Below are 25768 nucleotides of genomic sequence, written 5' to 3' on the forward strand. Positions count from 1 at the left end.
TGTATTTTTTATGACATTTCCTATATATTTGTTATTATTGAATGTAAAACTAATTTGGTCATTTTGTATGCATACTTTTTTTACTTCGTTATATAATGAAGTAAGTGAAATATTTAATGGGAAAAATAGTATGTTTTCGTTTAATCCACGATGTAGAAAGTGATATAATTGCAAAATGTATGTATCATTTTCTAAAGAAAGAAAAATATATAATTAGGTGATTGCTTATATGAAACAGATTTGGCGTATTTATAAGACAGATTTACGGAATGTAGCCAAACATTGGGCTGCAATTGTTATTGTTTTAGGGTTAATGATTTTACCATCGTTATATGCATGGTTTAACATCAAAGCTTCTTGGGATCCTTACGGAAATACGAAAGGAATCCAGATTGCAGTTTCTAACCAAGATGTTGGATCAAATTTAAGAGGGAAAGATATTAACATCGGGAAAGAAATTGTAGATTCACTTAAGAAGGACAAAAATTTCGGGTGGAAGTTTGTTGATGAAAAGCAAGCAATTTATGGAGTAGAGCGTGGAGATTATTCCGCAAGTATTACTATTCCAAAAGATTTTTCTGAAAAGATTGCAACAGTCTTGAATGAAAATCCACAGAAGCCGGAAATTGATTACTATGTAAATGAAAAGGTGAATGCCATTGCACCGAAGATTACAGCTAAAGGTGCATCGGGTCTTACAGAAGAGGTTAGTAAAAACTTTGTTAAAACAGCAAACGGTGAGATTTTTAAAATCTTTAATGACCTTGGAATCGATTTAGAAACTAACTTACCAAGTATTGAGAAGGTCAAGGATCTTGTATTTAAGTTAGAAGCGCAGTTCCCAGAAATGAATACACTTGTGGATAAGGCATTAGATGATGCGACTCGAGCAGAAGATGTTGTGAAAGTAGCACAGAAAGAGTTGCCAGTTGTAGAAAGTGTTATTAATGATGGGCAAGAAGCGTTAGGGAATTTAGATAAATTCTTTGCGAGAAATGATGAAACATTGAAACGTGCTCCAGAAACTATTAAGAATAATTTAATTGTAATGCAAAAAGGTTTAGATGGTGCGGCGGCAATTACGGATTACTTAAAAAATCCGGCATTTGATTTTAATCTGACACTTCCAGATCCAGCTAAATTACCAGAGTTACCTAATATAACTATTCCACAAATACCAACGCTTCCAGAGTTACCGCAAGTGAATGGTGAGGGATATAAAAATATTGCTACAAATATTGATCAAACTGTAAACAATGTTTTCAATTCTACTCGTGTTGGAACGGCATATGTGAAAAGTGTTATGGATGGGCTTCAAAATAAGGGTGTGGACCCAACTGTAGCTCAGAAAAATGTTCAGGATGCTTCAAAACTTCTCCAAGACCGTATTGATAGTGTTTCATATTTAATTGATTTCTTTACAACTTTTAAAGAATCAGCTTCAACGGACTTTGGTAAGCAGTTCTTTGGAAACAGAGCGGAAAGTCTAAAAGTGCTTAAAAATTCTATGGTGGATGCTAACAATAGAGTTAAGCATGTAGGGGATTTAATTAGTTCTGGTCAAGAAGTTAAACAAGATGTACGAGATGCTGTAAATCAAAAATTAGATGCAGTAAATAATTTAGTAAATCAAGCTGAAAAAGACTATAATGCAACATTTGTAGCTGACTTTGAAAAAGCAGTAAGCACAGCTGAACAATTGAAAAATAAGGCTGAAAATGTACAAGGAGATGCTCAGCAGCTAAGAGGCAATTTAAATCAAGATATAAACAAAGCTAATGAGATATTAAACAATGGTAGAGAGAACTATGATCAGGCTGTAACGGATTATGCAAAACTAAAAACTAATCTTGAAAAAGCAACAGCAGACTTAAGTAACAAAGGCGTTAATGGATTAGATTCCACAAAAGTAGCCTTAAATGATTTAAATGGACAGTTCCAAGCAGGATGGAATTTAGTTAATGATATGATTCCGGTTATGGAAAGTACAAATAAAATTTTGGCCGATGTGAATAGTGGTAAAAATCTTAATGGCACAATTGCTAAGTTAAATAAGGCAAAAGATGGTTTGCAAAAAGGAATGGATTTAACTGATAAAGGAATTGACGCTATTAATAAAGGTCAAAAACCAGCAGCAGATGTTATTGAAAGTATTAATCAAGTATCTAAAAGTGTTTCAGGACAAATAGGTGACATCTTAGCTAATTACGATTCAGAAATTGTTCCAAACTTTAACGCAGCAATTGCTCGTACAAAAGAGATGTCTAAAAATACATCTCAAATTTTAGGCGAGGCAGATAAGAAGCTTCCAGATGTGAAAAAATTACTTGAAGACTCATCAAAAGGCTTAGTAGATGGTCAAAAGAAAATTGCAGATATTAAAGCTGAAATGCCAGCTACTGAGAAAAAGATTAAAGAATTAGCAGATAAAATTCGTGATTTTGAATCAGAAGAGGATATAAAAGACATCATTCGTTTATTGAAAAACGATGTTGAAAAGCAAAGTGATTACTTTGCGAATCCAGTAAATTTAAAAGAGAATAAATTATTTGCGATGCCGAACTACGGTTCAGCAATGTCACCATTCTATACAGTGCTTGCATTATGGGTAGGCGCATTATTAATGGTTTCATTGTTAACAGTGGAAGTACACGAAGAAGGCGCGAATTATAAGAGCCATGAAATATACTTCGGACGTTTATTAACATTCTTAACGATAGGTCTTTCACAAGCGTTTATCGTATCGATGGGGGATATATTCTTACTCGGTACGTACGTAGTCGATAAGTTTTGGTTTGTGTTATTTAGTTTATTTATTGGGGGAGTATTTGTTTGTATCGTGTACTCACTCGTTTCTATTTTCGGAAACGTTGGGAAATCGATGGCGATTATTTTACTTGTACTACAAGTAGCAGGATCGGGTGGTACGTTCCCAATTCAAATGACACCACCTTTCTTCCAAGCACTGTATCCGTTCTTACCGTTCACATATGCTATTAGTGCAATTCGTGAAACAGTAGGTGGAATGCTTTGGGATATAGTAACTAGAGATTTGCTTGTGTTAAGTGCTTTCGTAGTAATCATGGTTGTGGCTGCATTATTACTGAAAAAACCAATTAACAAATCAAGTGAAAAGTTTGTTGAGAACGCAAAAGGAAGTAAAATTATTCATTAAAAATAAAAGGTTCCTACCGATAGTGGTAGGAACCTTTTTGTTTAATCAAATTTTAATTTCTTTAATGCTTCTGCGAATGGATTGTTTAATGGTTCTTCTTCTTTGTTCTGTTGTTTCATATATTTTTGGACGTCACGTTTATCAGCTTTGCTGCCGGATTCTTTTTTACGTCTTTCTTGGAAGGTAGAAAGTTTCTCACGATAGCCACATTTACATGCGAAAATTTGGCCCGCTCCTTCACCACGAAGTTCTAGTTTCTTTTTACACTGAGGACAGCGTGCGTTTGTAGTGCGGGATACATTTTTACGGTGACCACATTCGCGGTCTTGGCATACAAGCATTTTACCTTTTTTACCGTTTACTTCTAACATTGGTTTACCACAGTCTGGACAAGACTTCGTTGAAATGTTGTCGTGCTTATATTTTTTATCGCTTGATTTAATTTCAGTAACAATTTCCTTCGTATAGTTCTTCATTTCTGAAATGAATACTTCTTTCTTTAACTTTCCTTTAGCGATAGCTTCTAACTTTTGCTCCCATTCACCAGTTAGTGTAGGAGATTTCAGTTCTTCTGGCACTAAATCAAGTAACTGACGGCCTTTTGAAGTAATATGAATATCTTTACCACGTTTTTCAAGTAAGAACGAATTGAATAACTTGTCGATAATATCAGCACGTGTAGCTACAGTACCTAATCCACCAGTTGATTTTAATGTATCCGCAAGTTGTTTGTTTTGCGTATCCATGTATTTTGTTGGGTTTTCCATCGCTGAAAGTAATGTTGCTTCATTAAAACGTGCAGGTGCTTTCGTTTGACCTGATGTTTGGACAATTAGTTTTACGTTTAATGTGTCGCCTTTTTCGATGCGAGGTAAGATTTGTTCTTTTACATCATCGATTGCATCATCATCTTCAAATCGATTTTCATAAACCTCTTTCCAACCAGCATGTAAAATCGTTTTTCCTCGTGCGATGAACGTTTCGTCACCAATTTTCGTGCGCAATGTTAGTTGTTCATATTCAAAGACCGGGAATAAAACAGCTAAGAAACGTTTTACAACTAAGTCATAAATTTTACGCTCTTTATCTGTGAAAGCTGAGAAGTTTACATAGCTCTCTGTTGGAATAATTGCGTGATGATCACTTACTTTACTATCATCAACAAATGATTTATTAGATTTTACAGGTTTCTGCAATACTTTATGTGCTAAAGGACGGTATTCTCCAACTCCACAAGCCTTCAGACGCTCTGGAAGTGTTCCGACAATATCAGATGAAATATAGCGTGAATCTGTACGAGGGTACGTTAAAACTTTATGCTGTTCATATAATTTTTGCATAATGTTTAATGTTTCTTTCGCAGAGTAACCAAATATTTTATTCGCATCACGTTGTAGCTCAGTTAAATCGTAAAGACCAGGAGCGAACGATTTCTTTTGTTTTTTATCAATGTCTACAACAGTAGCGTTTTGCTTACTAATTTTGTTCACGATTGCATCAGTTTTTTCTTTATTAAAGCTACGGCTATTTCCTTTTGTATCTTGCCAAGTTAGCTTTAATCTCTCAGCTGTTTGAGCTTCGATACCATAGTAAGTTTGAGCTTTGAAATGTTTGATTTCATCTTCACGGCTTGCAATCATGGCTACAGTAGGTGTTTGAACACGACCACAATTTAGTTGGGCATTAAAGCGAGTAGTTAATGCTCGAGTCGCATTAAGCCCGATATACCAGTCAGCCTCTGAACGTGCGACAGCCGAAGCATATAGATTTTCATATGCTTTTCCTGGTTTTAAATTTGCGAAGCCATCTTTAATTGCTTTATCGGTAACAGATGAAATCCATAGACGTTTAATCGGTTTCTGCATTTTAACTTTATCGATAATCCAGCGTGCGACCAACTCTCCCTCACGACCGGCGTCAGTAGCTATAATGATTTCATTTACATCTTTTCTAATAAGCTGACTTTTCACAGCGTTAAACTGTTTCCCTGTTTGTTTAATAACTGTTAATTTCAAACGCTCCGGTAGCATCGGTAAATCTTCTAAATTCCAATTTTTATATTTCACATCATAGCTTTCTGGATCAGCTAATGTAACGAGATGACCTAAAGCCCAAGTTACAATATATTTACTACCTTCAAGATAGCCGTTTCCTTTTTTATCACATTTCAGTACACGCGCGATATCACGTGCAACAGAAGGTTTTTCAGCAATTACAATACTTTTTGCCATTTAATCGAACTCCTTTATTAACTATATATCGTCTAATATACCACAGTTTTCAAGAGGGAATGTAAAGGAGCCCCCTACCTTATAGGAGGCCACTGAAAAACGTAAGTTTTTCAGTGGCCTCATTTATTGCGCTTATTGTTTTATCAGTTGCGTCTATTTTCATTGGTGTAAAAGATGTTAGTCTGAATGATATTTTGCATATGGAAAGGTAAAGAGCTTGTTATTTTACTAGAATAAGAGTAGACTCTGAAGTAAGTGAATAAGAAGCACATGGGGGTTTGTGGATGCAAACTGAGAGTATGACTAATAGTCCGTCATTGACCATTTGAACCTGTTGGATAATGCCAGCGTAGGGAGAGTGTAAAAGCACATGTTCAGGCACTTTGCGTACGCGCAAAGTGCCTTTTTGTGTATCTCCCATCACTATAGTTAGGAGATGAAAAGGATGAATATGAAAGAAATTAGTAAAGTAGTGGATTTGGTAAGAGAGTCTAATCCGCTCGTTCATAATATTACAAATGTTGTTGTAACGAATTTTACAGCAAACGGTTTGTTAGCATTAGGGGCATCGCCTGTAATGGCGTATGCAAAAGAAGAAGTAGCAGAAATGGCTAGCATTGCAGGAGCCCTTGTATTAAATATGGGTACACTTCGTCCTGAAGAGGTAGAAGCGATGTTACTTGCTGGTAAATCAGCAAATACGAATGATGTACCAGTATTGTTTGATCCAGTTGGGGCAGGAGCAACTTCTTATCGAACAGAAGTTGCGAGATATATTCCAGCTGAAATCGATTTAACGATAATTCGTGGAAATGCAGCTGAAATTGCTAATGTTATTAATGAGAAATGGGAAATTAAAGGTGTAGACGCTGGTACTGGAAATGGTAATGTTGTAAATATTGCAAAACAGGCAGCGGATGAATTAAATACAGTTTCGGTGATTACTGGAGAAGAAGATGTTGTTACAGATGGAGAGCGAACTATTCTTATTCGAAATGGCCATCCTATTTTAACGAAAGTTACTGGAACAGGTTGTTTACTAACTTCTGTAATAGGAGCATTTGTAGCGGTAGAAAAGGATTATGTAAAGGCAGCAGTAGCCGCATTAATATTCTATGGGGTAGCAGCAGAAATAGCGGCTTCGAAAACAGTAGAGAATGGACCAGGAAGTTTTCAAATTGAGTTTTTAAATCAGTTAGCGAATACAACTTCAGATGATATTGAGAAGTATGGAAAGATTGAGGTTATCCAGTAAGGAGGGGAACTAGATGTCGCGTATTACAATGGATGAAATGTCTAGGTTATTACGAGTATATTTTATTATGGGAAGTAACAATTGTACGAAGGAGCCACTACAAGTATTGAGAAATGCACTAGAAGGTGGGATAACAATTTTTCAATTTCGTGAAAAGGGAGAAGGGGCTTTAGCGGGAGAGAAACTTATTGATTTTGCGAAGGAACTACAAGCGCTTTGCAAGGAGTACGGTGTACCATTCATCGTAAATGATGATGTGGAACTAGCCCTCGAGTTAGATGCAGATGGCGTGCATGTTGGACAAGATGATGAAGGAATTACATCTGTTCGTAAAAAAATGGGAGATAAAATTATTGGAGTATCTACACATACAATTGAAGAAGCACGCTGGGCGATTGAAAATGGAGCCGATTATTTAGGAGTTGGTCCAATTTTCCCGACGAGTACGAAAAAAGATACGAAAGCGGTTCAAGGAACGAAAGGTCTAAAGTATTTTAGGGAACAAGAGATTACAATACCGATCGTTGGGATTGGTGGGATTACAATTGAAAATACTGCTTCTGTTATAGAAGCGGGTGCGGATGGTGTTTCAGTTATTTCAGCGATTAGCTTAGCAGAATCTGCGTATGAAAGTACGAAGAAATTAGCTGAGGAAGTAAATAAGAGTTTGTAGAGTCGCAAAATGGGTTGTTTCGTTTATCCTGCTATTTGTGGGAGCCCTGCTGCCCGTAAAGGTCCGATTGGTGAGGGCTAATAATCAGTGAGGGATGAACAAAATCCCCACTGATTAAAGCTTCACTTTATTTAAACAAACGTTTGATTAAAAAAGCACAAACCCTTTAGAATTGTAGGTTTGTGCTTTAATTTAAAACATAATTGAAATTAAGAGCATTCCAATTCCGATAGAAGTGAATGTTGCAATTAGGCCCGGAATCATAAAGCTATGATTTAATACATATTTACCGATGCCTGTTGTACCAGTACGGTCAAAGTTAATGGCAGCAACGATTGTTCCATAGTTTGGAATGAAGAAGTATCCATTTACTGCAGGGAACATTGCAATAAGTAATGCCGGCGGAATACCAAGTGATAGTCCAAGTGGCACTAAAGCACGAACTGTTGCTGCTTGGCTATACAGTAAAATAGATAGAATGAATAGTGCAATAGCAAATAGCCATGGTGCACTTGTCACTAAGTGTTGAATTGATCCTTGAATTATATTTAAGTTTCCGTTGAAGAAAGTATCTCCCATCCAAGCGATACCGAAAATAGCAACAACTGCTGTTGCGCCTGCTTTAAAGACGTTACCAGTTACAATGCTTTCCACATTTGGTTTACAGAAAATAATAATAAGAGCAGCAATGGTTAACATGACCATTTCAATTGTGTTTGGCATTGACAGACGAACTAATTTCCCATCAACCATCCATCCTGGACGAAGTGTTTCAAATGAACCGAGAAGTACAACAAGGAAAGTTGCGACTAGGAAAAGAATAACTGATAATTTCGCGCCTTTTGAACCTACAAATTTTTTTTTCTCTTCAAGTTTAGGAATCATTCCCTCTTTTAATCGCTTCAAGTATTCAGGGTCTTCATTTAATTCTTTTCCCATTTTACTAGCAACGAATGCAGCTACCATACAAGCGATGAAAGTAGAAGGGATACTGACTTTTAAAATATCTAACAAGGTGATTTTATAGTCGGCTAACATTGCTAAAAGTGCAACTGTTGCAGCCGATATTGGACTAGCTGTAATTGCCTGCTGGGAAGCGATAACGGCAATTGACATTGGTCGTTCAGGTCTAATTCCTGATTCACGAGATACTTCGGCGATAACGGGAAGTACAGAATAAGCGACATGACCAGTTCCTGCGCATAGCGTGAATAAATAAGTAACAATAGGAGCAAAAAATGTAATGCGCTTTGGATTTTTTCGTAATGCTTTCTCAGCAAGGTGGACGAGATAATCCATTCCTCCAGCAGCCTGCAAAGCACCGGCGGCTGTAATTACTGCTAAAATCATAAGCATGACATCAATAGGAGGAGCTGTAGGTTGTAAGTGGAAGACGAAAACAAGTATTGCCATACCAACGCCACCCATTACTCCTAGACCAACTCCGCCTAGGCGGGCACCAATAAAAATACAGAGTAGTAACGTAAGAAATTGTAGCCAAAACATGATAAACTACCTCCGAAATTCGTAAGTTAAGATATATCCAAATAGTTTAATTTGAATGAAAATTAAATAAATACCTGGAATAATCCTTGTGTTATATACGTTTTTTATTATATAACACAAGAAATGTAACATTCACGTATTTTGTTAAATTATTTCGAAAAAGCAATACATTAAAACTTCATATTTAGATCTCTAAATAAGTGGACATTTTAATTTTTATGTTGTACTCTTTGAAAGAGAATATTTAAATTCTCATAGAACTCCCATATCGTTCAACTCGTTCAGCGAGAAAGGCAAACTGATGGAAACATGAGGACGCAAAACTACAGGGGCTAAGGTCAAACGACTATGCTAGCCAGTTACCGGACGGATAGGGTTGGTTTTGACCAATGCTTTTTCATTGGTCTTTTTTTGGGTTTATATTTGAGAATGATTATCAATTAAAGGATGTGTTTTGAAATTATTATTTTGTATTAACTGAATTAAGGAAGGTAATGTGAATGAAAAAATATTGGCATAAGCTATCGTTTCTTCAAAAGAATGTATTGTTAACTGTACTCGTTATTTTAACGCTTGTTGGTAGTATGGGGGCGTTAAGTTTTAATATGTTTCAAAATAGTATGATGTCTATATTTGAAAGACAGTCTATTGAAACGGGAGATACGGTATTACATAAATTAGAGGCAGAAGTAGTAAGAGATGTCGCGAAAAACCCGACGGCACAAAAAGAAAAAAGAGCTAAATTAACAGAGCAGTTAGATGAAGTTACAAAAGAATTGAAAAGTGTTGGACAAACGTATGTTGTTGGAGCAAAAACAAATGCAAAAGGTGAGCTTCAAGTAGTTGGTTTGGCTACTGAATTAGCGAATGCTGTTCAAGTAAAACCAGGAGACTATTATGAACAACCAGTTCGTTGGATGAAGGCGTACGATAAAGTAATGGCCACGAAAAAAGCACAAATGACGGAAATATATGAAGATGAACTGGGATCATGGGTAACAATATTAGAGCCAATTACAGATGGAGAAGAAAATATTGTTGCAATTGTTGCAGCTGATTTAGATGCGTCTATTGTTCCTAGTACAAAGAAGAAATTTATTATGCAAGGTTTAATGTTTATTTGTATTTCAGTTTTAATTGCGACTTTTATTCAATTCTTGATTGTACGTAATTCACTTGCTCCATTACAAGATTTACGTGAAGGATTACGTAAAGTGGGTGAAGGAGATTTAAGTATTGAATTAGTGGAAAGACAAGATGATATCGGTATTATTAATTCGTATTTTAATAATACAATTGAGAAGTTTAAAGGAATTATAGATAAAGTGAAGCAGACGGCAGAACAGGTTTCTTCATCTTCGCAAGAATTGTCAGCAAGTACAGAGGAGAATAGTATGGCAGTTCAAGAGATTGCGGGTTCTATTGTAGGATTAAGAGCTAGTGCTCAGTCGCAAGAAACTTCTGTACAACAATGTTTATGGATTGTACATGAAATGGAACATAAGATGGAAGAAATAACAGGGGCTGCCAAACAAGTTGCCACTACTTCAGAAGGTATGGAGCAACATTCGGTTGAGGGTAATGGAGTTATTGAACAAATTATTAATCAAATGAGTTCAATTCAAAAAGCAGTACAAGATTTATCTTCTATCATTTATTCGTTGGAAACAAGATCAAAACAAATAAGTGATATTGTAACTGTAATTACAGGTATTTCAAATCAAACGAATTTATTAGCTTTAAATGCTTCCATTGAAGCTTCACGTGCTGGGGCAGCTGGAAGAGGGTTTGCCGTTGTTGCTGATGAAGTGCGTAAATTAGCAGAACAAACAGAAGCATCAGCAAAAGATATAGCTAAATTAATAGGGGAAACACAGGCTGAAGCAGAAGATGCTGTAGTTTCAATGCAGAAAGGTTCAAAAGAGGTAGAGTCTGGAATTACACTTGTTCAAAGTAGCGGTTCATTCTTCGAGAAAATTTCAAAATCAGCACAATCTGTTACAAATCAAGTTAGAGCCGTTTCTAGCAATTCAAGTGATATTCTGCAAAATAGCCAAAATATTGTACAAGTTGTAAATGAGCTATCTCATATTGCAAATACATATGCAAACAGTAGTAGTAACGTTGAAGAGAGTATGAAGGAGCAAGAAATGTCTGTGCAAGATATAGCAGAATTAGCTACTTCTTTAAGTTGGCTTTCACAGGAGTTACAAGAGTTAATAGGAGAATTTAAAAGTTAATAACATAATATACACCGTCTAATGAAGTTGAAGAAAGAATAGCAAAAGCTTGGATTGATGTATTAGGAATCTCAAAGATTGGTGTACATTCATTAAAAGTATTGAGAGCTTTAGCATTATTAAAAGAAGATTTTCCAGATTTAACAATTCAAGATTCTTTTAATGAGAGAACGATATACGGATTAGCTCGAATTGAGGGAGAAATAAAAGTAGAGACAGAAGAAGTTAGATATTTTCCAAAAATAATGAAATGATATGTACGCTTTTGTTTGTTCAATAAAATAAATCATGCTACAATGAAAACGAATTAAGAACCGGGGAGCCAATTGGCTGAGAGGATGTAAGTATACATCGACCCTCAACCTGATCTGGATAATGCCAGCGTAGGGAGTTACTTTAAAGTGATGTAGCATAAGTTATTATAGAATAACTTGTATACAAGGCTTTCCTACATGGTAGGAAAGCCTTTTCTTTTTTTGAAACCATATTTTGTAAGGGGGATTTTATTATGTCACAACAAGTTACAATTTCATTTTCAGTAGTACCACAAGCGAAGAACAAAGATGTGTATTCCGTTGTTGATAAAGCAATTGAAGTTGTACAACAGTCGGGAGTTCGTTATGAAGTAGGGGCAATGGAAACAACGTTGGAAGGAGAATTAGATGTACTTCTTGACGTCATTAAACGCGCGCAACAAGCTTGCGTCGATGCTGGAGCAGAAGAAGTGATCACTTCTATTAAAATTCACTATCGTCCAAGTACGGGCGTAACGATTGACGAAAAAGTTTGGAAGTACCGTGATGAATATGCAAAACCAGAAGCGATCTAAAATAATCACAACAATTTGGCTTATCCTTCTCATTGCTATATGGGAAGGATCTGTTTCATTATTTAAAATTGAGCCGTGGATTTTACCGAAGCCGTCTGCAATTGTGCAAGAGTTAATTGGAATGAAGGATTTACTATTACCGAATACAGTGCAAACGTTACAGGAAGTAATAATTGGGTTGTTTTTTGCAATTTTACTTGGGACGAGTATTGCTATCATTATGGATGTCATCCCTTTATTTCGGATTTTAATGAATCCGTTGCTCGTTATTTCGCAAACAATTCCAATCGTTGTGCTCGCACCATTATTTATTATTTGGTTTGGATACGGAATGTTGCCAAAAGTAATGGTTGTTATTCTTGTTTGTTTCTTCCCAATTGCGCTTAGCATTTTAGAAGGTTTCCAAACGGTAGATAAAAATATGCTGAAGTTGTTACAAACGATGAAGGCGACAAAGTGGCAAATTTATCAGAAAGTAAAATTTCCAGCAGTGCTCCCGTACTTTTTCTCAGGTTTAAAAATTGCTGTTACATATAGTGTGATGGGAGCAATTATTGGGGAATGGCTTGGTGCGAGTGAAGGATTAGGAGTTATGCTCACAAGAGCGACAAAATCCTTTTTAACAGCTCGAGTATTTGGTGTTGCAGCGATTATCGTCATGGTGACATTATTCTTGTACTTTATTGTTGAATTTATGGCAAGAATAACAGCACCATGGATATACAGAAAGGGCGGCAGAAAATGAAAAAAGGTTTAAAAATTATGTTAGCTGCATTACTAGCAGTTGGTGTTGCCGGATGTAATACGGCGAAGAAAGAAGAGAATACAAGCAAAGAAAAGAAAGTGAAAGTCGTTTTAGATTGGTTCCCGAATACAAACCATACTGGTTTATACGTAGCGAAGACGAAAGATTATTATAAAAAACAAGGATTAGATGTAGAAATTATTCAACCAGGTGATAATGTTACAGCGGAACAAATGATAGCTTCAGGAAAAGCTGATTTTGCAATAAGTGCACAAGAAAATGTAACGTTAGCTCGTGTTGAAGGTATTCCTGTTGTATCTGTAGGAGCGATTATCCAGCATAATACTTCAGCTTTTGCATCACTTAAAAAGGATAATATGACGTCACCAAAAGAATTTGAAGGTAAACGTTACGGCGGCTGGGGAGGACCAGCGGAAGAGGCGACGTTAAAGACAATTATGGATAAACATCAAGCTGATTTTAATAAAGTCGAAAAAATTATTCTTGGACAAACAGACTTCTTCAAATCAATTGGCCGCGATGCAGACTTTGAATGGATTTATTACGGATGGGATGGAATTGAAGCGAAGCGTCAAGGAAAAGAGTTAAATACAATTATGGTGAAAGACTTAGATCCAGCGCTCGATTTCTATAGTCCTGTTATTATTACAAGTGAAAAACATACGAAGCAAGATAAAGATTTTGTGAAAAAGTTCATGACTGCAACGACAGAAGGCTATGATTTTGCAATTAAAGAACCGAAAGAAGCGGCGGATATTTTAATTAAAGCTGTTCCAGATGTGAATAAAGAATTAGTACAAGAAAGCCAAAAGTGGTTAAGTACAAAGTATCAAGATGATGCAAAAGCGTGGGGAGTACAGAAGGAAGAGATTTGGACAAATTACATGAATTTCTTATATGACAACAAAGTTATCAAAAAGAAAATTGATGTAAAAGATGCCTTTACAAATGAATTCCTTCCAAGTGAAAAATGAGTGGATTACAAATAAAAGATATTGTAAAAGCTTTCGATGGAAAGAATGTATTAGCAAATATTAGTGCTTCCATACAAGAGGGAGAGTTTGTCTCTTTTGTAGGTCCGAGTGGTTGTGGAAAAAGTACATTGTTAAATATGATTGCGAGTGTTGAAGAGCCAACGAGCGGAGAAGTGTTTTATAACGCGGAGTATGTAAAAAAACAAGATGTTGTTAGTTATATGCCGCAACAAGATTTATTACTACCGTGGCGATCGGCTTTGCAAAATATAGTTCTTCCATTGGAAATCGAAGGAAAGCCTAAAAAACAAAGGCTGACAGAAGGAATGGAAGCATTAAAACAGTTTGAGCTAGATGAATATGCAGACCATTATCCAGATGAGTTATCAGGTGGAATGCGTCAAAGAATTAGTTTCCTTCGCACATATTTATGTGAAAAGCCAATTATGCTGCTTGATGAGCCTTTTGGAAAATTAGATGCATTTACAAAAATGGAAGTACATAGTTGGCTTTTAAATTCTTGGCATCAAGAAAAGCAGACAATTGTTATGGTTACACATGACTTAGATGAAGCAATTTTGCTTTCTGATCGCGTATTTATTTTATCTCAAAGACCGGCAGCGATTGTTGGAGAGGTACAAGTGAAATTACTTAGGCCGCGAACGATGGATATGTTAACATCTCTTGAGTTAAAGAAGGATAAGGAAGAAATTTTAAGAGTATTAGCTCCTTATATGAAAAAATAGAAAAAGTCTTTTAACAGTTTTTGGTATAATTGCTGTTAAGAGGCTTTTTTATATAGGAGGAAAAAGATGAAATCTATAGGGGAAATAGTGGATTCATTAACAATCAGATAAATTGGAAGAAGGAACAAAAGAAAAAGTAGAGAATAGAATATAACAGAGTGGTTTATACTCTTAATATAACAAATGTTAAAGGAGTGAAAGGATAAAATGACTTTATCAACTGTTCTTCAAATGGTTTTAGCTTGATACGGGAGAAGTCTGCCCATTTTTAAAGATTAAGCTAAATTGAAGACAGCAGGTAAAGAACCTTAATCCTTTCTTACGATAATATGTAATGGGTAAGGTGTATTCACCTTACCCATTTTTATATGTATAACTAAATAAGGCTTTATACTGTTGTTCTCTCTATTTAGCTTATGGATCATAAGAAAAGGAGAGAAAAAAATGAGTATATTAACAGTAGAAAATGTAAGTCATTCATATGGTGAGAAAACCATTTTATATAATGCGTGCTTTCGATTATTAAAGGGCGAACATGTTGGGCTAGTAGGGAAAAATGGAATTGGAAAATCCACATTATTACGCTTATTAACAGGAGAACTTATACATGATGATGGAAACATTGAATGGTTTCCACATGTGAAGATTGGCTTTTTACAACAGCATATAGATTTACAAGAAGGCATAACAATTGAAGAATACTTGCAAAGTGCGTTTTCTAACCTGTATGAGTTGGAACGTGACATGTTAAAACTTACAGAAGAGATGGCTGGAGCAGGAGAAGTAGGAAAATTGTTAGTAAGGTATGGAGAGTTACAAACTATATTGGAGAATTCTAATTTTTATCAAATTCATACAAAAATTGAGGAAGTAGCAACCGGCTTAGGCTTGTTTGAAATAGGATTGGAAAAGGATGTTTCAAAGTTAAGTGGTGGTCAGCGGACAAAGTTGTTACTTGGGAAACTCCTTTTAGAAAAAGCGGATGTTTTATTATTAGATGAGCCAACTAACTATTTAGATACGGCACATATAGAATGGTTGCAATCATATTTACGAATGTATGAAAAAGCTTATATTATCATTTCGCATGATGAAATATTTTTGAACAATATTACGAATGTTATTTATCATCTAGAGGAGCGTGCAATTAATCGCTATGTAGGTGATTATAAGAGTTTTCTGCGTAATTATGAACTGCAAAAGAAACAATTACAAGCAGCATATACGAAACAGCAAAAGGAAATTGCACATTTAGAGAGTTTTATTCAAAAAAATAAAATTCGTAAAGCGAAACAAGCGAAAAGTCGTGAAAAAGTATTAGAGAAAATGCAAAAGGTTGAAAAGGTTAACGATGTATCTCGTGCTCGTTTTGATTTTAATGTTTATACTGAGCCAGTGAGTCGTATATTACAGGTAGAGAAACTAAAAATTGGTTATGGTGAACCGTTATTTCCAGAATTGGATTTTCAAGTGAAAAAAGGGGAAAAGATTGCAATTATTGGTCATAATGGGATTGGAAAAACAACAATGTTAAAAACATTACTAGGACAAATAAAACCGTTAAGCGGTTCAGTTTCTGTTGGGGAAAGAGTAAAACCCGCTTATTTTGCACAAGAGGAATTTTCCTCAGAAATAACTGCACTAGAGAGAGTATGGGCAGGAAGACCAGACATGACAAGAAAAGAAATCCGACAAGTATTAGCAAAGTGCGGATTGAAAGAAGAACATGTATTAAAACCTATTCAGTTATTAAGTGGAGGAGAACAAACAAAAGTACGATTATGCGAACTTATCGTAACTAAAAGCAATGTTTTAATTTTAGATGAACCAACTAACCATTTGGATACAGAGACTAAGACGGCTTTACAGGAATCGTTAAAACAATATAAAGGTACGGTTTTAATTGTTTCACATGAGCCATCTTTCTATGAAGCATGGATAACGAAAATATGGAATATCGAAGAATGGAACGTTTAACAGCATGAATCAAGAAAAGGCATTAGCTCTTATGAGCTAATGCTTTTTCTTTGGTTATATTTATAATAATACTAGATGCATTTCCCTAATAGGCTACTATCTTTTTTTATATATATAGATAGTTTGAAATAGAATGGAAATGATTCCTATATGTAAAGGATAATGTGATTAGTATGGGAAGACAATAGAACTTAAAGGGAATTCATGTAAAATTCAGATGAACTTCACATAAACTCCATATTGGAAACTTAATATAATTATAATAGGTTATTATAATATCCATTTCCGATTTTTCGCAAAATTAAAAGTGTGGCGGGGGTTTTTGTGCCTTCGTCATCGATTTAGGAGAAGGGATATCGCCGTTTTTTTATGCATTAGTAATTTCATAATGATTATTTGTTTTACTACAAATTTTAACGTGCAAAATTTGTGTTCGATTATCGTTTAAATAAAGTGAAACTTGGAAAAATTGTATGAAGTCAATCTTGAATGACGTAGCAGGATGATGAAATTTCATGTAAAATAATAGTAAAAATATGTAAAGTAGTGGATGGTGTGGATGTGTTTTTGAACATTGCTGAGGAAAAAATTCGTCAAGCAATACGGAATGGTGATCTTGATAGTATTCCGGGAAAAGAAAAACCACTACAATTAGAAGATTTTTCAATGGTACCTCCAGAATTAAGAATGAGTTATAAAATCTTGAAAAATGCAGGAAGGATGCCACTAGAAATGGAAATACAAAAAGATATATTGAAAATAGAGGATTTAATCGCTTGCTGTTATGATGAGGCAGAGAGAAAAAATTACAAGAAGAGTTAACGGTAAAAACGCTGCGCTTTCAGCAGGTAATGGAAAAGAGAAAGGTTAAAGATAGTTCAGCATTTCGTAAATTACGTGAAGAGGGATAAGATGAGTAAATTTGAAACGATAGAAGAATTAGCGACATATATTGAAGAACAACAATTAGTACTCCTGTTTATTAAAACGGAAAATTGTGGTGTTTGTGATGTCATGTTAAGGAAAGTAAATTACGTATTAGAGAATTATGATCACGTAGAGAAAGTAGAGATATTACTACAAGACATGCAAGAGATTGCAGGGCGGTATTCAGTACTTACAGGGCCGACAGTTTTATTATTTTATAATGGGAAAGAAATTCTTCGTGAATCGCGCTTTATTTCACTTGAAAATATTGAGAGAGTACTTCAATTGTTGGAAAAATAAGGGAGGTTTTTATATGGGGTTTGTTATAGCGGCATTACTATTTTGTGTTTTAATTTGGATGATTGCAGCATCAGTTAGATCAAATAAACGAAGAGTAAATCTTACTAAAAAGAGTAATACACATAGTACGTCTAACAGCTCATCACCATTATTTTCCTTTGCTGGATCTGATAGTGATAGTTCACATGATGGTGGCTCGCATGATTGCGGAGGATCTTTTGGCGGAGATAGTGGAGGTAGCTGCGGTGGTGGCGGAGATTGATGAGAATACGCCTTATATGGGCGTATTTCTTGTTAAACAAACGTTTGATTAGTTGGCTTACATGTGCTTAAAAACAGTTAAACAAACGTTTGTTTAAATTTTATAAACGTAATGAGGGGAAGGGAATCGAAAGTAAAAAACAAAGGGAAAGTGGCATTATTCATATTAGTTGTTGGAGGTGTATTTCTTGTTAAAACCGGGCTTGAATTTGGAGCAATACATTTCAGTTGAGTTTGGTTTGAAAATACATTTTCTTAAATAAGGGATATAGCCTCTTGCGATAGAGGTTTTTCATTTGTTATTATTAGACTGAACGGTCGGTTTAGTGAGGTGTGAATATGAGAAGAAGTGCAGAAGAGATAAAGAAAGAAATTGCATATAAAGCAGAAAGTCTGTTTTCACAAAAAGGTTATGCAGCTACATCTATGGAAGATATTTGTGAAGTTACAGGGCGAAGTAAAGGAAGTATTTATTATCACTTTAAAAGTAAAGAAGAATTATTTTTATTTGTAGTGAAACAGCATACGTATGATTGGCTTGAGAAATGGAATGAAAAAGAGAAGTTGTATGTTACTAATATTGAGAAATTATATGGTCTCGCAGAATATTATGTAGAGGATATACAGCAACCTATTTCTAGTGCAATAGAAGAATTTTCTATGAGCCAAGTTGTAAGTAAAGAGATTTTAGATGAAATGTTAGCTCTAACTAGAGAATCGTATATGATTTTTGAGAAATTAATTGAAACAGGCATAAAGTCTGGAGAGTTCCGTGAAGATAATACTCGCGATCTCATGTATATTGTGAATGGGTTATTATCAGGGCTTGGAGTACTTTACTATGAGTTAGATTACCAAGAGCTAAAACGAATTTATAAAAAGGCAATAGATGTATTGTTAAAAGGGATGGCAGCTGAATAATAAGTCAGCGGCTTTTCTCACAAAAAAATTAGACTGAACGGTCGGTTTATAAAAGGGGGAATGAGGATGAAGGCTCTATTTAAAAACCGAGCATTTATGCTCGTTATGGCATCTGATATTTTACAACAATTTGCAATTTGGATCAGAAATATGGCTCTTTTGTATTTTATTATGGAGCGAACGAATAATGATCCGGTTTCAGTTTCTTTATTGTCGGTTATGGAATATGCACCAATTTTTATTTTTTCATTCATCGGTGGTGCGTTAGCAGATCGCTGGAATCCGAAGAGAACGATGGTTGCTGGAGATGTATTAAGCGTACTATCTATTATAGGAATTGTTTTATTGTTAAAGCTTGATTATTGGCAGGCTATATTTTTCGCAACACTCGTTTCCGCAATTGTAGGTCAGTTTTCTCAACCTTCATCTTCACGTATATTTAAGCGTTATGTAAAAGAAGAACAGGTAGCGAGTGCTATTGCATTTAACCAAACGTTACAGTCGTTATTTATGATTTTCGGACCAGTTGTAGGGTCAATTGTGTATACACAACTTGGTTTATTTACGTCACTATATAGCTTGATCATTTTATTTTTGTTATCGGCTATTGTCCTTTCGTTTTTACCAAAATGGGTTGAACAAGAGCAAGCAGTGAGAGGTTCATTAAAAAATGATATAAAAGAAGGATGGAAATACGTTCTTCACACGCGAAATTTACGTATGATTACAATTACTTTTACTATTATTGGTTTAGCAGTCGGATTAACGAACCCATTAGAAGTATTCCTTGTAATCGAACGTTTAGGCATGGAAAAAGAAGCTGTTCAATATTTAGCAGCAGCGGATGGAATAGGTATGCTAATCGGTGGTATTGTTGCTGCAGTTTTCGCTTCAAAAGTAAATCCGAAAAAGATGTTTGTATTTGGTATGAGTATATTAGCAATCTCATTTTTAGTCGAAGGGTTGTCTACATCATTTTGGGTTACTAGTTTGATGCGATTTGGAACAGGTATTTGTTTAGCCTGTATCAATATCGTTGTCGGTACGCTTATGATTCAACTTGTACCAGAAAATATGATTGGAAGGGTAAATGGGACAATTTTACCACTGTTTATGGGTGCAATGCTAATTGGAACTTCACTAGCTGGGGGATTGAAGGAAATGACTTCACTAGTTATTGTATTTTGTATAGCGATGTCATTTATTTTATTAGCGATTGTGCCAGTTTTACGCATGAAGATAAGTGGAAATATTATAAATAAAGAAGAAGACGCAAATCAAAAGGAGTTAAACAATTCTTTAATTTCGAAATAAGTATCGTGAGGGAGCATGTTTGCTTCCTTTTTCTATGGAAATCTTTTGACAATGAAATGTACCAACTATATACTGATGTTGTAAAAATAATTTTACAGGTTAGGAGAAACGGTGTGAAAAATCAAATCTATGAATTACGCACTGAAAATAATATTTCACAAGGTGCATTAGCTGATAAGTGTAACGTATCAAGACAGACGATAAATGCAATTGAGAATAATAAGTATGATCCAAGCTTAGCGCTAGCATTCCGGTTAGCAGAAGTATTAGGAACAACTGTCGATAAACTATTTTTGTACAAGCTGTAGAGTCTTTAATTGTACAACGTTATCGTTAAAAATAAAGGGAAAGATCCTCTTCGCGTTTGAAGAGGATCTTTTTCTTATATTGTTTTAGTTTTCGGATTAGGTGGTGTAACGGACGTATCATTTTCAGGTACTCTAGTTAATAAGAATCCACCGATAATAAATAGGACGATAATACTAAGGACACCAGCGTTCGTTTTTCCTGTTAATTGTGTTGTGACACCTACTAATACTGGACCCATAATTGCCGCGAATTTACCAAAGATATTATAAAATCCGAAGAATTCATTTGCAGATTCTTTCGGCACTAGTTTTGCGAAATAAGAACGGCTAAGTGCTTGAATCCCGCCCTGAGAAGTAGCAACCAGCATTGCTAAAATCCAGAAATCTAGTGTCGTTTTTAAGAAATAAGCATATGTGCAGATAATGATATAAATAATAATACCGACATATAGCATTTTTTTACCGGTAAATGTTTCCGATAGTTTTCCATATAATAAAGCGAAGGGACAAGCGACAATTTGTGTTACAAATAAGATGATTAATAGATTAGTTGCACTAATACCGAGATCTGTTCCGTAAGCAGTAGACATAGTGATAATTGTATCTACCCCGTCAATGTAGAAAAAGTAAGCTATTAGGAACATAAATACAGTTTTATATTCTTTAATATTTTTAAAAGTATCAGCAAGACGCTTGAAGCTCATTGCAATTGGTCTTGGATGACGTTCAATATAATGTGTTTGCTCTACGTTTTTTAGCATTGGAATTGTAAATAACCCCCACCAAAGAGCTGTTATTGCGAAAGAAATTTGACTAGCAATGCCGACTGATAAGGGGATAGTTCCTTTTTGAGCAAGAATAATAAGAGCAATACAACCGATAAAAGGAATTGTGCTCCCAATATAACCCAATGCAAAGCCTCTTGTAGAAATTCGGTCCATTCTATCTTTAGATGTAACATCTATTAAAAATGCATCATAAAAAATATTTGCTCCAGCAAAGCCGACTAATGAGAGCATATAGCATCCTAGTAATAAGTACCACTGGGATGTTGGAACAACTGCTAGCATACTTGTAAATATAATACCAAGCCCAAAGAAGAATGTGAAAAATCGTTTTTTAAATCCTTTATAATCAGCAACTGTGCCGAGAATAGGAGCGAGTATAGAAATTAAAAGTGTAGCGAACGAGTTTGCATATCCCCAATAGGCTGTTGAAGTTGCACCAGATAATCCAGCTTCTTTTGCAGCTGCTTTAAAGTAAATTGGAAATAGTGCAGTTGTAATGACGAGCGAATATACCGAGTTTGCCCAATCATATAATATCCAGCTTTTTTCTTGTCTGGACATTTTTTTCATATAATGTTCCCCCTTAAATTTGTTCTACTAACAGTGTACAAAAATAAAAATTGTAAAAAGAGAAACAGTGATGATTTTTACATAACTTTTACATATATACACAGTTCTTTACAATTGAAGTAAATCCTCTACAATTGCTCCGTCTGTTTCACCTAAGTGCAAACCGAGTAACCTAGCGATAGTGGGACCTTCATCAATCAGTCTCATATACGGGATTGTAACGCCACTTTGAATGCCTTTCCCAGCAGCCATAAAAATTGTTTCATAGTTAGGTTTTGTTGGGGAATATCCGTGTGTTCCAAATGTATATTTCTTACTAGAAGTAACATCTTTTTTAGTAATTTCTTTTATGAAATCACCTGTATAACTTTCAATGAAGTAATAACCTTCCATGGCTTCTAGCATAAATAAGCAATTACCATCAGCACCACGTTCTTTTGCATCTTCATCGTGCAGAATAAATTCAATTCCATTTTGTTTATCCTGAAGAAGCCCTTCAAGAAGAAGTTGAATCTCTTTAATCGTTTCAGTATCATTTTTATCTCTTACATGTACGTAGGCAGATCCATCACAGCTTTGGCAATAAGCTTTCCAATCTAGTAACTTTCCACTTTTGTTTACGGATATAAGTCCTTTTTGACGGAATAGGACATTTAGTTGGATTGCTTTGTTTTCACTTAAAGCGCTATGATCGCCAAGTGCAATAATTGTACTCTCTTCGTATATCCCGCTTTCTTTTAATGCATGAATAATTTTTCCAAGGCGTTCGTCGTGTCTATGGATTGCAGCTACTGTTTCCTCGGACTCGAAGCCATGGTAATGTCTTTGAGTGTCTAAATCAGTAAAATGTACAAACATAACATTAGGCTTTTTCGTATGGATTGTATGTACGGCAGAAGCAAGGACGAAATCATCAAGTTCAGGCTGTGATAATCCATTTCGTATATGGCCGAAACGACGATTTAAATCTAATTGATATAGCGGGCTACCGCTAAATAATGAAACTAAAATTTGATTTTGCCACGGTCTATTTGGAAAAATTTCTGGTAAATTGTAATCGATATTTGCTCTTCCAGTAACAGGCCATAGAAGGGCTGCTGTCGTTAAATTTGCTTTGCGTGCTTCATCATATAAAGTTGTTCCTTTAATGGACTTTCGATACCAATGCCAATCTGGTGACTCACGTCCTGGTTGAAGTAATGTATTGCTGACAACGCCATGCTTATTAGGATAATTACCGGTTACGATTGTTGAGTGGCTTGGATATGTTACAGAAGGATAAATTGGCTCCACTTTTTTCGCAATCGCGCCCTTTTTTATTAAAGTTTGGAAATTAGGTAGTTTTTGTAATATAGGAAAATCTAAAGCTGATAAGCAGTCGAAAGATAAAATAATGACGTGATTTGTTAATGCTTTATCCATAAAGTTTCCCTCCTGATTATATAAAACCTATTCTTATATATTACTATTAATACCTGGTAATAAAAATATATTTTTGAATAAAATTCTATTGTTTATTTTCAGAAAAATTAAACATATAATAAGTATAAGGGAATGAATGGAAGGAGGGAATACTGTGGATTGGTTAGATGGATTTGGTATCTTTTACATCATTGGTGGAGTCACGATTCTCCTTGTATTTTTTATGTCATATTTACTAAAGAAACGTTTTCCAAACAAACAGTTTGATATTATATTTGCACTTAGTTTAGTACTTCTTTGTTTAGCTTTCTTTCCTGTAACAATGATTGCTATTGGTGGATGGGAAGGAATGGGATATGGATTTATTTGTTTCTTCGTTTTAATTGGTACACTTATTGGTATGGTTGCTCATCAACTTGTAAAAATAGTTCGGAAAAGTTATGTATAAAACAGTAAGAATTGAAAAGAATGTATAAAAAAAAGAAAATTCACTCTTGTTTTGGAGTGGAATTTATATTATGATATTCAACAAATTTATTTCGTTATAACGATGAAAAAGGAATAGTACATGTCTTACCTTTTTGCAGAGAGAGAATCCTTTTGGCTGGAAGATTCTTAAAAGACGATATGGAACCTACCTTTGAGTTCTGCATATGCAGCGGGAAATTCCCGTTATCAAAAAGAGAGCATACTCAATTTTTTTGTGTATGAATCAGGGTGGTAACGCCGACAAAGCTCGGTCCCTATTTGGGGACGCGGGCTTTTTCTATTTTCTAAAGGAGGAAGAATGACTATGGTAAAAGAACAAGTACAAGCCATTACGAAGATGGAAGAAGACTTTGCTCAGTGGTATACCGATATTGTAAAAAAAGCGGAGCTTGTTGATTATTCAAGTGTGAAAGGTTGTATGATTTTACGTCCATACGGTTATGCATTATGGGAAAATATGCAGAAAGTGATGGATGAAAAATTAAAAGAATCTGGTCATGAAAATGTGTACATGCCAATGTTTATTCCAGAGAGTTTATTACAAAAAGAGAAAGATCATGTTGAAGGATTTGCTCCTGAAGTAGCATGGGTTACTCATGGCGGGGATGAGAAATTGGCGGAAAGACTTTGTATACGCCCTACATCTGAAACTTTATTTTGTGAGCATTTTTCAAAAATTGTTCAATCATATAATGATTTACCAAAGTTATATAACCAGTGGTGTTCAGTAGTTCGTTGGGAGAAGACGACGAGACCATTCCTTCGTACAACTGAATTTTTATGGCAAGAAGGTCATACGATTCATGAAACGGCAGAAGAATCTCAAATTGAAACATTAAATATTTTAAATTTATATGCTGCCTTTTGTGAAGAGTATTTAGCGATTCCGGTTATTAAAGGGCAAAAAACAGAAAAAGAAAAGTTTGCAGGAGCGAAGGCAACTTATACGATTGAAAGTTTAATGCATGATGGAAAAGCACTTCAAACAGGAACATCTCATAACTTTGGAACGAACTTCTCAGAAGCATTTGATATTAAGTTTTTAGATCGTAATGGTAAATGGCAATACGTACATCAAACATCTTGGGGTGTATCGACAAGAATGATAGGTGGACTTATTATGGTTCATAGCGATAATAACGGACTTGTAATGCCGCCAAAAGTCGCACCATTACAAGTTGTTATCGTACCTATTGCTCAGCATAAAGAAGGAGTTTTAGAAAAAGCAATAGAGTTACAAGGGCGTATTCAAAAGGTTGCGCGAGTAAAAATAGATGCTAGTAATAAAACACCTGGCTGGAAATTTAATGAGTATGAAATGAAGGGTGTTCCAATTAGATTAGAAGTTGGTCCAAAGGACATTGAAAAGAATCAAGTTGTACTTGTAAGGCGAGATACGAAAGAAAAAGAGTTTATAGCAATGGATCAATTAGAAGAACGTATTCCATCATTACTTGAGGAAATTCATCATTCTTTATTTAATAAAGCAAAAGTATTTCGCGATGAGAATACGTATAGTGTGACGAATTTCGAAGAGATGAAAAAAGCAGCTGATGAAAAGCAGGGGTTTATTAAGGCGATGTGGTGTGGAGAACTAGCTTGTGAAGAGAAACTAAAAGAAGAAGTTGGAGTATCTTCACGCTGTATGCCTTTTGAACAAGAACATTTAGCTGACGAATGTATTTGCTGTAGTAAAGAAGCAAAGCACATGGTCTATTGGGGAAAAGCATATTAATACTCTTTCTGATAGATGCCAAAAGGACTTTGGGTTGCATAATAAACTGCAATCCAAAGTCCTTTTTAGTTTTATATTGGTTTCATGTATTTTTTAGATGGAAGGATGTTGGTCTTTATTTTGCATTTTTACGGCGAATAAACAATAACATACCAATTAGGAATGTTGAAAGTCCCATTAAAATAGATGCAGGATAATGCGCTGCAGTAGTAGGTAACTTATCACCTTGTTTTGTCGCATTATCTTTTACGTTACCACCTTGTGAACTGCTATCACCTTTAACTCGATTGCCCTCTTGAGAGCCTTTGCCATCTTGCGAACTGCTATCGCCCTTAACTCGATTGCCATCAGAACCGTTGCC

The 25768-nt window shown here is 35.2% G+C and carries 22 protein-coding genes, 2 pseudogenes, 3 riboswitches and 1 other annotated feature; of the genes and pseudogenes, 19 read left to right on the forward strand and 5 right to left on the reverse strand.

Features of this window, described 5'->3' with window-relative positions; translation table 11 throughout:
• The first annotated feature begins 229 nt into the window (after nt 1-229).
• Complete coding sequence (locus V7038_RS08875; RefSeq protein ID WP_070138682.1) at nt 230-3175, forward strand: YhgE/Pip domain-containing protein; 2946 nt, start codon at nt 230-232, stop codon at nt 3173-3175.
• A gap of 41 nt (nt 3176-3216) precedes the next feature.
• Here the strand turns inward: V7038_RS08875 and topB are convergent, their stop codons facing one another.
• Nucleotides 3217-5406 carry a DNA topoisomerase III gene (gene topB, locus V7038_RS08880; protein WP_070138683.1) on the reverse strand — a complete coding sequence of 730 codons (2190 nt, stop codon included), beginning with the start codon at nt 5404-5406 and terminating at the stop codon, nt 3217-3219.
• A gap of 260 nt (nt 5407-5666) precedes the next feature.
• A riboswitch (TPP riboswitch) is annotated at nt 5667-5779 on the forward strand.
• A gap of 72 nt (nt 5780-5851) precedes the next feature.
• On the opposite strand from topB, the gene thiM reads away from it, so the two are divergent.
• Together thiM and thiE are read left to right on the forward strand one after the other, a co-directional pair.
• Nucleotides 5852-6661 (forward strand): hydroxyethylthiazole kinase, encoded by an 810-nt coding sequence (gene thiM / locus V7038_RS08885; RefSeq protein WP_070138684.1) that lies wholly within the window; start codon nt 5852-5854, stop codon nt 6659-6661.
• Between the two features lie 13 nt (nt 6662-6674).
• Nucleotides 6675-7334 (forward strand): thiamine phosphate synthase, encoded by a 660-nt coding sequence (gene thiE, locus V7038_RS08890; protein WP_070138685.1) that lies wholly within the window; start codon nt 6675-6677, stop codon nt 7332-7334.
• Between the two features lie 192 nt (nt 7335-7526).
• Here the strand turns inward: thiE and V7038_RS08895 are convergent, their stop codons facing one another.
• Nucleotides 7527-8840, reverse strand: coding sequence for an anaerobic C4-dicarboxylate transporter family protein (locus V7038_RS08895; protein WP_070138686.1), 1314 nt, complete (start codon nt 8838-8840; stop codon nt 7527-7529).
• Nucleotides 8841-9122: 282 nt separating this feature from the next.
• Nucleotides 9123-9207, forward strand: a riboswitch (cyclic di-GMP riboswitch).
• A 133-nt stretch (nt 9208-9340) separates the two neighbouring features.
• Here V7038_RS08895 and V7038_RS08900 point away from each other — a divergent pair.
• From V7038_RS08900 to V7038_RS08965, 14 genes and pseudogenes are all read left to right on the forward strand, one after another.
• Nucleotides 9341-11080, forward strand: a complete 1740-nt coding sequence (locus V7038_RS08900) for a methyl-accepting chemotaxis protein (protein ID WP_016103430.1) — start codon at nt 9341-9343, stop codon at nt 11078-11080.
• Nucleotides 11081-11094: 14 nt separating this feature from the next.
• Nucleotides 11095-11307, forward strand: a pseudogene (locus V7038_RS08905) (hypothetical protein); the annotation flags it as partial.
• Between the two features lie 78 nt (nt 11308-11385).
• Nucleotides 11386-11487, forward strand: a riboswitch (TPP riboswitch).
• 101 nt (nt 11488-11588) lie between these two features.
• A complete protein-coding gene (locus tag V7038_RS08910; protein WP_000082898.1) occupies nt 11589-11909 on the forward strand; it encodes an MTH1187 family thiamine-binding protein in 321 nt (106 codons plus the stop codon).
• Nucleotides 11881-12654 (forward strand): ABC transporter permease, encoded by a 774-nt coding sequence (locus V7038_RS08915; protein WP_002113653.1) that lies wholly within the window; start codon nt 11881-11883, stop codon nt 12652-12654. The genes V7038_RS08910 and V7038_RS08915 overlap by 29 nt, the downstream gene beginning before the upstream one ends.
• A complete protein-coding gene (locus V7038_RS08920) occupies nt 12651-13649 on the forward strand; it encodes an ABC transporter substrate-binding protein (protein ID WP_002113655.1) in 999 nt (332 codons plus the stop codon). Before V7038_RS08915 ends, V7038_RS08920 begins: the two co-directional genes overlap by 4 nt.
• Complete coding sequence (locus tag V7038_RS08925; RefSeq protein WP_070138687.1) at nt 13646-14395, forward strand: ABC transporter ATP-binding protein; 750 nt, start codon at nt 13646-13648, stop codon at nt 14393-14395. Before V7038_RS08920 ends, V7038_RS08925 begins: the two co-directional genes overlap by 4 nt.
• 444 nt (nt 14396-14839) lie before the next feature.
• Entirely contained in the window at nt 14840-16372 is a 1533-nt protein-coding gene (locus V7038_RS08930; RefSeq protein WP_002113661.1) for an ABC-F family ATP-binding cassette domain-containing protein, read from the forward strand.
• Nucleotides 16373-16927: 555 nt separating this feature from the next.
• A pseudogene (locus V7038_RS08935) lies at nt 16928-17283 on the forward strand (DnaJ family domain-containing protein).
• 1 nt (nt 17284) lies between these two features.
• Nucleotides 17285-17599: a thioredoxin family protein gene (locus V7038_RS08940; RefSeq protein ID WP_002113668.1), complete on the forward strand. Its 315-nt coding sequence runs from the start codon at nt 17285-17287 to the stop codon at nt 17597-17599.
• Between the two features lie 13 nt (nt 17600-17612).
• A complete protein-coding gene (locus tag V7038_RS08945; RefSeq protein ID WP_335469871.1) occupies nt 17613-17861 on the forward strand; it encodes a hypothetical protein in 249 nt (82 codons plus the stop codon).
• Nucleotides 17862-17972: 111 nt separating this feature from the next.
• Entirely contained in the window at nt 17973-18092 is a 120-nt protein-coding gene (locus tag V7038_RS08950) for a hypothetical protein (protein ID WP_033714286.1), read from the forward strand.
• Between the two features lie 107 nt (nt 18093-18199).
• A complete protein-coding gene (locus V7038_RS08955; protein ID WP_002113677.1) occupies nt 18200-18781 on the forward strand; it encodes a TetR/AcrR family transcriptional regulator in 582 nt (193 codons plus the stop codon).
• Between the two features lie 66 nt (nt 18782-18847).
• A complete protein-coding gene (locus V7038_RS08960) occupies nt 18848-20095 on the forward strand; it encodes an MFS transporter (protein WP_335469875.1) in 1248 nt (415 codons plus the stop codon).
• A gap of 56 nt (nt 20096-20151) precedes the next feature.
• Entirely contained in the window at nt 20152-20403 is a 252-nt protein-coding gene (locus V7038_RS08965) for a helix-turn-helix transcriptional regulator (protein WP_078173516.1), read from the forward strand.
• Between the two features lie 74 nt (nt 20404-20477).
• Here V7038_RS08965 and V7038_RS08970 read toward each other — a convergent pair whose 3' ends face one another.
• Together V7038_RS08970 and V7038_RS08975 are read right to left on the reverse strand one after the other, a co-directional pair.
• Entirely contained in the window at nt 20478-21761 is a 1284-nt protein-coding gene (locus V7038_RS08970) for an MFS transporter (RefSeq protein WP_335469878.1), read from the reverse strand.
• A 108-nt stretch (nt 21762-21869) separates the two neighbouring features.
• Nucleotides 21870-23183 carry an ectonucleotide pyrophosphatase/phosphodiesterase gene (locus tag V7038_RS08975; protein WP_002113684.1) on the reverse strand — a complete coding sequence of 438 codons (1314 nt, stop codon included), beginning with the start codon at nt 23181-23183 and terminating at the stop codon, nt 21870-21872.
• Nucleotides 23184-23337: 154 nt separating this feature from the next.
• On the opposite strand from V7038_RS08975, the gene V7038_RS08980 reads away from it, so the two are divergent.
• Together V7038_RS08980 and proS are read left to right on the forward strand one after the other, a co-directional pair.
• Complete coding sequence (locus tag V7038_RS08980; RefSeq protein ID WP_070127866.1) at nt 23338-23631, forward strand: YesK-like family protein; 294 nt, start codon at nt 23338-23340, stop codon at nt 23629-23631.
• A 93-nt stretch (nt 23632-23724) separates the two neighbouring features.
• Nucleotides 23725-23931: a binding site (T-box leader), on the forward strand.
• Nucleotides 23932-23976: 45 nt separating this feature from the next.
• The gene (proS, locus tag V7038_RS08985; protein WP_002113688.1) at nt 23977-25407 is read left to right on the forward strand and encodes a proline--tRNA ligase; all 1431 of its coding nucleotides are present in this window, start codon (nt 23977-23979) and stop codon (nt 25405-25407) included.
• Between the two features lie 115 nt (nt 25408-25522).
• On the opposite strand, the gene V7038_RS08990 is transcribed toward proS, so the two are convergent.
• Nucleotides 25523-25768: LPXTG cell wall anchor domain-containing protein (locus tag V7038_RS08990; RefSeq protein ID WP_335469881.1), on the reverse strand; the 246-nt coding region annotated here is incomplete at its 5' end.

The sequence above is a fragment of the Bacillus sp. JJ783 genome (assembly GCF_036963225.1).
In the GTDB taxonomy this organism is placed as follows: Bacteria; Bacillota; Bacilli; order Bacillales; family Bacillaceae_G; genus Bacillus_A; species Bacillus_A cereus_U.